Genomic DNA, 8,238 nt, shown 5'->3' with positions numbered 1-8,238 from the left:
CGGCGTCAGCAGCGAGAAGATCACGCCGCAATAGACGAGTGCCAATTTCCTCAGCATTCTTGTCGCCCCCATTTGTCTCGGCTTATTCTGCCGATGAAAGAAAAAACTATCGTGTCTGTTGCGATCTTACAATAAGCAATGCGTCAATTTCAATCGCCTGTCGTTTTGCGAGGAAGACCGAGAGTGCTCGAGCGGTCTCTAGGATCCTTTGTTCTGTATTGGGTACGCCCGGCCTGCGCAGGCCCGTCACGCGTGTCGGGCCGGGTGTCGTCTCTGAGATGGAGGTCACGCTCATCGAGCGCAGCGATATGGAGATTCCTGGGATGCCCGGCGTCACGGGCTTCCATCACAGGCGCAGAGAGTCAGAATGGCAGAGCAAAATCACCGATATGATGACATTCTCAACCTAAGCGACGGAAGAAGGGCGTCCAGCTTTAAGGCCGTGTCGCGGCCAATCATATCTATCACCGGCCTCCGCCGCGCCCGCCGCCGCCACCACCACCGTAGAACGACCCTGGTCCTCCCCGAATCACCCCATAAGTACTGACGGCGCCCGTGTCATTTGGGAGATGACATCCGTTCACTAGCATGACAGCCAAGGTAGCCATGGCTGCCGTCATCATCACGGTTGCGTGTCTCATGATTTTACCTTTCATGTTCTAATGAGGTGCGTCCTGCTGGTTGCTCGCAATTCGAACGATATGAATTATTTGCGGCCGATTGAGCGAATTCGCCGGTGCCCATGCAGCGTCCGCGCTCCGCTATCCCTCTAACCAAGTCACGGCAGGGTTTGACCCGTTCATGCCGCCTGACGCACAGCAGGATGACATCCCGGTCCAAGTGGCGGCTCGCGAACCGCTCATCCAGACCCCGGACTCCCGGCATCCTCACGCCCCCGGCCTACCGGAACCCCAGACGACAGGCGGACCAACAGATTGAACCACAGCCACCAATCCTCTATTTTTGCACTAGACTCCGATGCGTGAATGGCAATGCGTTGTCGCGGGAGATAGGCCGATGCATCCAGAACTTTCAGGCATTCGTGACTATCACGCGCATATCTATTACGACCCCGGTGTCACCGAAGTTACGGCCGCGCGCCTGCGGAGCAGAGTTGCCGAGGCCTTCCCAGACGCCAAGCTTGGCCGTTGGCATCCGTCGCCGGTGGGACCACATACCAAGGCCATGTACCAGATCGCCTTCCCGGTAGAGCTGTTCGCCACTATGGCGCCTTGGCTCATGCTCAACCGGGACGGGCTTGACGTGCTGCTCCATCCAGAAACGGGCGATGACCCACGCGACCACACCGTCCACGCCGCCCGGCTCGGCAACAAGCTCCCGCTCCGGATGGAAGCTTTTTCGGGCCACGTTGACGACTAGGGGGTGAGACGGCTGCCCGCGGCGCGGATCATCGCCGTGGAGGCGACGGTCCGACACTCGGAGCGTTCAACGCTGTTTGAACCAGTCTCTCATACCGGGATTCGCGGATCACGACCCATGCGCCCAGCTTCGTATCCCCCACCGTATGATGCGGTAGCGTAGCGATGGCGAAAGTCGCACGTACCTGCGGCAGACGCTGAGCGAAGCTCGGGCGCGGAAGCTACACTCGTCAATATATGCTTCTGGTGTGCTTTTGGAATGTGAGCTTCGCAGGCGACCATCTGGACGAGAGGGCCTCGGGGTTCATGTCACTTACCCATGCCAAGGAACGGCATTGGCGCGCCGGCGCCGAGATAGATCGGCAGCACACCGTTCCATCGCTCAATTGCGAGTTGCTGAAGGATCGAAGGACTCAGCGTCGCCGTCACCATCGTGTTGGCTTTCGCCTGGCCCTCGGCAGCAGCAACCTGCGCCGTCGCATGGGCTTGCGCCTGGAGAACTTGCTGTTGAGCGTCCACCCGGACCTTGTCGAGCGTGAAGGCCGCCTGCTGAGCTTGCTGCTGCGCCACCTGCTTCGCCTCAATGGCAGCCGTATATTCCTGAGAAAATTGGAAGTCCGTGATATTCACTGCGTCGATGATAACTCGGTAGGACTGGAGCGCTCTTCGCAGGAGTGTGTCTATTTCCAGGGCGACCTTATCCCTTTGGACGATAAGGTCCGCCGCATCGTAGTGAGCGGTTGCGGCCTTGACGGCGTTAGAAATAGCCGGAGCGATGACTCGGCTCTCGACCTCGGAGAGAGTGCCGACGTGCTGGTATATCCACGCCGCGTCGTCGGGCGTGATGTGATAGTTGATCGCCACCTCCGTGTGGACCGTCTGAAGATCACGAGAGGCCGCCTCTTCCTTGTTTTGGAAGTTTTGCACCTGGACGTTCATCTGCACGACAGACTGCGCAATCGGCAGCACGAGGTGCAGGCCAGGCGCCAACACATTGGGTTGGACGCTGCTGAAGGTCATCAGGACGCCGCGGCTACCTGGACCCACCTCGCGAAAAGGATTGAGGGCAAAAAAGCAGACGACGATCGCGAGGGCCACACCGCCATATAAATAGCGGCGATCTATGCCGCGGGATGATCCAGGCCCCTTCCGAGGCCCAAACGCACGATCCCCGAGCAGCGGCGTATTAGGGACACTGGCCATTAGCGGTCACCTCCTGAAAAGCCATCCACAGTTCTATCACGGTTCCGGAGGTCGCCGCCGTGATCCGGTGGGCCTTCACCACGCCCAGAAACCGTTCGAGTTCCACCATGGCCCCCACCGCAGGCCTTTGGCTGTCGGACGGGCTTACCGGGAAGAATAGTAGGGAGTGCCGCGACACAAGCGCCAGCCAATCAGCGCGAAGCGCGAGAGTCACGCGGCTCGAGAACCTCTCCCAGGCCGTCATGAATTGCTTGGCTAGGTTGACGATTGAAGATCAGGCTTGGCCGGGTAGCCCGAGCGTTGCAGACAGATTTCAAGGACCTCGGCCCCTGCCCTTTCCGGTCGCTTTCGGAACAGCCCAGACGCAGCGCCAGGCCCCGGCTGGAACCCAGCTCCGTATGAACGAACGTGACCAGTTCCGCCCGCGGCAGCCCGGCGGGGCGCTGAAGCGCCGTCCCCACAAGGGTGACGCTGCCATCAGCCGCTCCAACCTGCCCGTTCCCTGGCGTGCCCCAAACTAGCGGCGGCTACGAAAAGCATCGATCAGGCGTGGCACCACGCGGTGCCACGCTCAATCCTCAGGGTTGGCGAGTGGTAACTTTTCCGTCTTTCCCAACCATAAAAAAGCCCTTGGCGGCGGTGCCTCCCATCCAATTGCAATCCTTGTCTTGGGTCAGATTAGTCGCGGGCGCAAAGCCGGCAGCATCCGCAGCATACCTTGCCTGGGCCTGGCTCAGGCCACCCTTACAATTCGGGTTTGTCTTGGCTTCGGTGGGAGGCGTAACTTGCGCCAATGCAAGACTGGTGCTTCCAACAAAAATCATAAGAGCTAATGTTATCTTCACTAACTTTCTCCCCGTTGGCGTTTTTTGTTTAGTTTTGGACGCGAGGGATTATTACACCAAACGCTGAAGCCCGTGTAGGCCATTATGGATTGAGTAGACGACCCTCTGACGACTCGACGATCATCGACCAAGAACATTTGGCGCATCAATGGATCTACGGCAGACATAGTAATAATAGATGATCTCATGCGTCGACCCGCTCAAAAAGTATAACCAAAGACCGTTGCTGTTACAATATTTCCTACGCCCCCATGGGCTAAACTGTCACCCTGTGCGGCCGTTTCAGATGTATAGCCTCCGTTTTCGGGACCTTGAGCTGAAGGGACCGGCCATCCGGCACGTCGCGCGCTGAGGCTTCGCGCGAAGTCCGGTTGTGACTGCCATCGCCGACCAGTCCACGGCCGCCGCCCGTGCCGATCCTGAGAGCCGCGCCGATTTCGCCCCCTGGGGATGAATTTACCCCAGGCGCACAATCTGCACCTACAGGCCGGATATCCTGACACCGGCCAAAACCGCGAGAGGCGATCCCCCTTCCCGGCTAGCTTTATTCCCCAGCCTGCTAGACAACCTGCGCTGGGCAGAGTTTATTCTTCCCAAGGACTCTGAAAATCGGCGCCCATCACGCCTGCACGAAAACTTGGGTCCATGAACCGAGGATTAATCCAAGATTCCACAGGGTCCGAGAATGACCACGAACAAGGAGATTGCAGTAACGACGATCTTTCTACTGTCTGATCGTGCCTCCCACACTGCGGGCCAATGGCTAATCGCTGATGATAGTAAATCCATCAGGACTGCACCTTAGCCCGACCTAAATCCTTCAGCCTTTGTGCCTAGAAAAACAATAATAATAATCGGGGGACATTCCATGAAGACGCTTCAAAGCACACTCCTCGCCGCCAGCCTATTCGGCGCGCTCTGCGCCTGGCAGGCCCCTGCCAATGCACAGACCATTCCGGTTATCGTGAAAGATACGACCTCCCAGTATTGGCAGATCGTGCTCGCAGGCGCGCGGGCGGCAGGTAAGGAACTGCACATCAAGGTCCCCGAACTCGGCGCGCAGAGCGAGGCCGATATCTCCGGCCAAATCACCGCCCTTGAGAATGCCGCCGCTGAGAATCCTGCCGCGATCGTCATCGCCCCGACGCAATATACTGCTCTGGGTGCACCCATCACCTCCGTTGCCCAGAACATCAAGGTCATCGGGATCGATTCCGCTGCCGATACCACCGCCTGGACGTCGTTCCTCTCCACCAACAACGTCACCGGCGGCAAAATCGCGGCCGACACGCTGGCCGAAGGCATCAAGGCGAAAACCGGCAAAGCCGCCGGTGAAGTCGCCATCATCACCTCGCTGCCAGGTGTCGGGTCACTCGATCAGCGCGCCAAGGGCTTCAAGGAAGAGATCGCAGCGAAATATCCGGACATCAAGATTATCGCGAACCGCATCGCTGACGGTCAGCCAACCACAGGCCTCAACATCATGACCGACCTGATGACGGCGCATCCGCATCTGGTTGGCGTCTTCGCGAGCAACCTGATCATGATTGAGGGTGCCAGCCAGGCCCTGTCCGAGTCAGGCAACAAAACGATGACCCTGGTCGGTTTCGACAGTGACAAGAACCTGGTCGCCGACATCAAAAGCGGGGTGATCTATGCGCTGATCGTGCAGGACCCCTATCGCATGGGCTATGAGGGCGTGCAGATCGCGCTGAAGGCCAGCAAGGGCGAGGCGGTGCCGAAGATGATCGACACCGGCGTGACCGCGATCACCGCCGCCAATCTCAACACGTCCCGCGCCCAGGCGCTCCTGAACCCGAAGATCTGAGAGCTCTCGTGGACAGTCTCGCGCCCGATACGCCGATTCTGGAGCTGCGCCAGGTCGACAAGCGCTTCCTCGGCACTCATGCCCTGAAGCAGGTCGACCTCGCCTTCCGGACCGGCGAAATCCACGCCATCGTGGGTGAAAATGGCGCGGGAAAGTCCACGCTGATCAAGATCCTCACCGGCGCGCATATCCGAACGGCGGGCACCATCCTGTTCGAGGGGCAGGAGGTGGCGCTGGCCTCGCCGCTCGAGGCCATCGACCTCGGCATCAACGCGGTCCATCAGGAGGTGGTGCTTTGCACCCATCTCACTGTCGCCGCGAATATTTTCCTGGGCAACGAACGCACAAATGCCGGTCTGCTGAAAGACCGCGCCATGGTCACCGAGGCGCAGCGCCTGCTGGATGATCTCGGCTTCGATCTGCCGGCAGGCGCGGTGCTGGGCGACCTCGCCATCGGCCAGCAGCAGTTGGTGGCGACGGCGCGGGCCGCCGCCCGCGGTGTGAAATTTCTGATTTTCGACGAGCCCACCGCCTATCTGACCCGCCAGGACACCGACAAGCTGTTCGCGCTCATCCGGCGGCTGAACAGCGAAGGCGTCACGATCGTCTATATCAGCCATCGCATGGAGGAGATCTTCCAGCTGGCCGACCGCGTCTCGGTTTTGCGGGACGGCCAGCTGGTCGCCACCCATGTGGTGGCCGAAACCAATGAGCGCGAGCTTATCCGCGACATGGTTGCCCGCACGATCGAAGAAATCCATTACAAGGAGCCGATTGTGGCCGGGGACAGGCTGCTGGAGGTCACGGGCCTGAGCGGACCCGGTTTCCACGATGTCTCGCTGACCGTGCATCGCGGCGAGGTGGTAGGGCTCTATGGTCTCGTGGGTGCCGGCCGCAGCGAATTCGTCCAGTGCCTGTTCGGTCGCACCAGACGGACGGCCGGAGCGGTCAAGCTGAAGGGCGAAACCATCGCTATCCGACACGAGAGCGACGCAATCGCGCGCGGCATCGTCCTGGTGCCCGAGAGCCGGCGCGACCAGGGCCTTTGCCTCAACATGGGCGTGGGCTTCAACCTCAACCTGCCCGTCTTCAACCGCATCAGCCCGCTGGGGCTCGTCGACACCCGGGCCGAGAAACGCGACGCCGCCAAGCAAATTGCTGACCTCCGCATCGTCGCTGCCTCGGCGTTCGTTCCCGCGGCGACGCTCTCGGGCGGCAACCAGCAGAAGATCGTGGTCGGCAAGTGGCTCAACCATGGCGCCGAACTCTTCATCTTCGACGAGCCGACGGTCGGCGTCGATGTCGGCACCAAGGTCGAGATCTACAAGGTGTTTGCGGCACTGCTAAAAGCCGGCGCCGGCATCATCCTGATCTCATCCTATCTTCCCGAGGTCTATGACCTTAGCGACCGGCTGCATGTCTTCAGCCGGGGCACGATCGTGGCCAGCCATTCGGCGAAGACCGCGCATCCCGAAACTATTCTGACGGAGGCTATCGGTGTCTGAATCCAGCGCGGCCGCTATCCCGACGCCGAAGCGCCCAGCCCTGAAAAGCCACCGCTTCGGCTTTCTGCTCAACCTGACGCTGCTCGCGCTGCTTGTTGTGCTGTGGCTGCTGCTGTCCGCTTTCACCGATAGCTTCGCAACCTTCGGCAATTTCGAGAATCTGCTGCGTCAGGATTCGATGTGGTCGATCATGGCGGTCGGGCAGACCTTCGTGATCATCACCGCCGGCATCGACCTGTCTGTCGGTGCCGTCGTCGGTCTCACCAGCACGATCATCGCCATGATGCTGGCCGGTGGCGTGCCGATATGGGCCGCGATCGTCCTCACCCTCGTGATCGGCATCGTGCTCGGCGCCATCAACGCCTTCGGCATCGTCAATCTGCGGCTGCCACCCTTCATCATGACGCTCGCAACCATGACCGCGCTGCGCAGCTTTGGCCTGCTCATCACTGATGGTCAGACCGTCGGTGGATTGCCGAGAAACTTCATCCTCTTTTCCAGCCATCGCACGTTCGGCATTCCGAACCTCTTCATCATTGTGATTCTGATTGCCATCCCCTGCTATTTCCTGCTGCACCGCAGCCGATGGGGGCGGTACCTCTTCGCGGTTGGCAGCAATGCCGAGGCCGCGCGCCTTTCCGGGGTCAGCGTCAATCGCACCATCTATCTCGCCTATATTGTCTCTGCCCTGCTGGCCTCGGTTGTCGGCGTGCTGGTCGCATCCCGCATCGGCATCGGTGTTGCAACAACGGGACAAGGCTGGGAGTTGCAGAGCATCGCCTCCTCAGTCATTGGCGGCACCAGCCTGTTCGGGGCGGTCGGCAGCGTCATCGGCCCGCTTCTTGGTGCCATGCTGCTGACAACCATCAACAACGGTGCCAATCTGATGAACGTGAACCCCTTCTGGCAGGGGATCATCACGGGACTTCTGATTATCGTAATCGTCTATTTCGATCAGCTTCGCCGGAGGAAGACCCGCTAGCGGATTTTCACGGTTGTCGGCTCTGATAGCCAGAACGGCGCTGACCGTCGAGGAGACCATGTGGATGAAGTCCATCAGCGCCGGCGTTCTAAAAGTCGCCTATTTCGAAACGGGACCCGAAGACGGCCAGCCGGTTATTCTGCTTCACGGCTTTCCCTATGACGCACGTGCCTACAGCGCGGCTTCAGCCCTGCTCGCGGCCAAGGGGTTTCGCTGCCTCGTTCCCTTCCTGCGCGGCTATGGGCCAACCCGCTTTCTTTCCCTGGACACAATGCGTACCGGCCAACAGGCGGCGATAGCCGCTGATCTCCTGGCCTTCATGGACGCCCTCTCCATCAGCCGGGCGCTCCTCGGCGGTTATGATTGGGGTGGCAGGGCGGCCTGCATCGTGGCGGCACTCTGGCCGGAACGGGTCGAAGGTCTCGTCAGCTGCGGACAAGCCTATAATATCCAGGATATCGCCAATGCTTGGCAGCCAGCCGCACCCGAGGCAGAG

General features: G+C 60.1%; 7 protein-coding genes. 6 read left to right on the top strand and 1 reads right to left on the bottom strand.

The annotated features are described in order from the left end of the window. Positions 1–1,017: 1,017 nt before the first annotated feature. Positions 1,018–1,380 carry a DOPA 4,5-dioxygenase family protein gene (locus VL752_RS03245; RefSeq protein ID WP_325352304.1) on the top strand — a complete coding sequence of 121 codons (363 nt, stop codon included), beginning with the start codon at positions 1,018–1,020 and terminating at the stop codon, positions 1,378–1,380. 308 nt (positions 1,381–1,688) lie between these two features. On the opposite strand, the gene VL752_RS03240 is transcribed toward VL752_RS03245, so the two are convergent. Next, a complete protein-coding gene (locus VL752_RS03240) occupies positions 1,689–2,582 on the bottom strand; it encodes a prohibitin family protein (protein ID WP_325352303.1) in 894 nt (297 codons plus the stop codon). A gap of 398 nt (positions 2,583–2,980) precedes the next feature. Between VL752_RS03240 and VL752_RS03235 the strand changes: the two genes are divergently transcribed. The 5 genes from VL752_RS03235 to VL752_RS03215 form a co-directional block, all read left to right on the top strand. Next, positions 2,981–3,103 (top strand): hypothetical protein, encoded by a 123-nt coding sequence (locus tag VL752_RS03235; protein ID WP_325352302.1) that lies wholly within the window; start codon positions 2,981–2,983, stop codon positions 3,101–3,103. A gap of 1,192 nt (positions 3,104–4,295) precedes the next feature. Then, the gene (locus tag VL752_RS03230) at positions 4,296–5,255 is read left to right on the top strand and encodes an ABC transporter substrate-binding protein (protein ID WP_325352301.1); all 960 of its coding nucleotides are present in this window, start codon (positions 4,296–4,298) and stop codon (positions 5,253–5,255) included. An 8-nt stretch (positions 5,256–5,263) separates the two neighbouring features. Then, positions 5,264–6,760 (top strand): sugar ABC transporter ATP-binding protein, encoded by a 1,497-nt coding sequence (locus VL752_RS03225; protein ID WP_325352300.1) that lies wholly within the window; start codon positions 5,264–5,266, stop codon positions 6,758–6,760. Further along, positions 6,753–7,742: an ABC transporter permease gene (locus VL752_RS03220; RefSeq protein ID WP_325352299.1), complete on the top strand. Its 990-nt coding sequence runs from the start codon at positions 6,753–6,755 to the stop codon at positions 7,740–7,742. Before VL752_RS03225 ends, VL752_RS03220 begins: the two co-directional genes overlap by 8 nt. Positions 7,743–7,806: 64 nt before the next feature. Beyond that, a partial coding sequence (locus tag VL752_RS03215; protein ID WP_325352298.1) for an alpha/beta fold hydrolase occupies positions 7,807–8,238 on the top strand: 432 nt, incomplete at its 3' end.

Source organism: Acidisoma sp. (assembly GCF_035492295.1).
Taxonomy (GTDB): domain Bacteria; phylum Pseudomonadota; class Alphaproteobacteria; order Acetobacterales; family Acetobacteraceae; genus Acidisoma.
This window is presented reverse-complemented; position numbering and strand designations above follow the sequence as displayed.

Bases quoted from the DNA above. Each gene is read 5' to 3' on its own strand.
- VL752_RS03245 (WP_325352304.1), top strand. From the start codon at position 1,018: ATGCATCCAGAACTTTCAGGCATTCGTGACTATCACGCGCATATCTAT.
- VL752_RS03240 (WP_325352303.1), bottom strand. From the start codon at position 2,582: ATGGCCAGTGTCCCTAATACGCCGCTGCTCGGGGATCGTGCGTTTGGG.
- VL752_RS03235 (WP_325352302.1), top strand. From the start codon at position 2,981: ATGAACGAACGTGACCAGTTCCGCCCGCGGCAGCCCGGCGGGGCGCTG.
- VL752_RS03230 (WP_325352301.1), top strand. From the start codon at position 4,296: ATGAAGACGCTTCAAAGCACACTCCTCGCCGCCAGCCTATTCGGCGCG.